Below are 356 nucleotides of genomic sequence, written 5' to 3'. Positions count from 1 at the left end.
CCCGCAAGATCATCCATATCGATATCGACCCGTCGTCGATCTCCAAGCGCGTGCGCGTGGACGTCCCGATCGTCGGCAACGTCAAGGATGTGCTGGCCGACCTGAGCGCGCAGTACGAGACCGCCTCCGCCGAGCACAAGCCGGCTTCCATCGCCAAGTGGTGGGACCAGGTCGAGACCTGGCGCGGCAAGGAATGCCTGAAGTTCGCGAATTCGGACGAAGTCATCAAGCCGCAGTTCGTGGTGGAAAAGCTCTGGGAAGTGACCGGCGGCGACGCCTTCGTCACCTCCGACGTGGGCCAGCACCAGATGTGGGCCGCGCAGTACTACACGTTCGACAAGCCGCGCCGCTGGATC

1 pseudogene is annotated in these 356 nt (G+C 63.5%); it reads left to right on the top strand.

Features of this window, described 5'->3' with window-relative positions:
- A pseudogene (locus tag SB771_RS33715) lies at positions 1-356 on the top strand (acetolactate synthase 3 large subunit); the annotation flags it as partial.

This window comes from Burkholderia sp. SIMBA_051, assembly GCF_046534915.1.
In the GTDB taxonomy this organism is placed as follows: Bacteria; Pseudomonadota; Gammaproteobacteria; order Burkholderiales; family Burkholderiaceae; genus Burkholderia; species Burkholderia ambifaria.
Note: the sequence above shows the minus strand (reverse complement) of the source record. Positions and strands in the feature narration are given on the sequence as shown.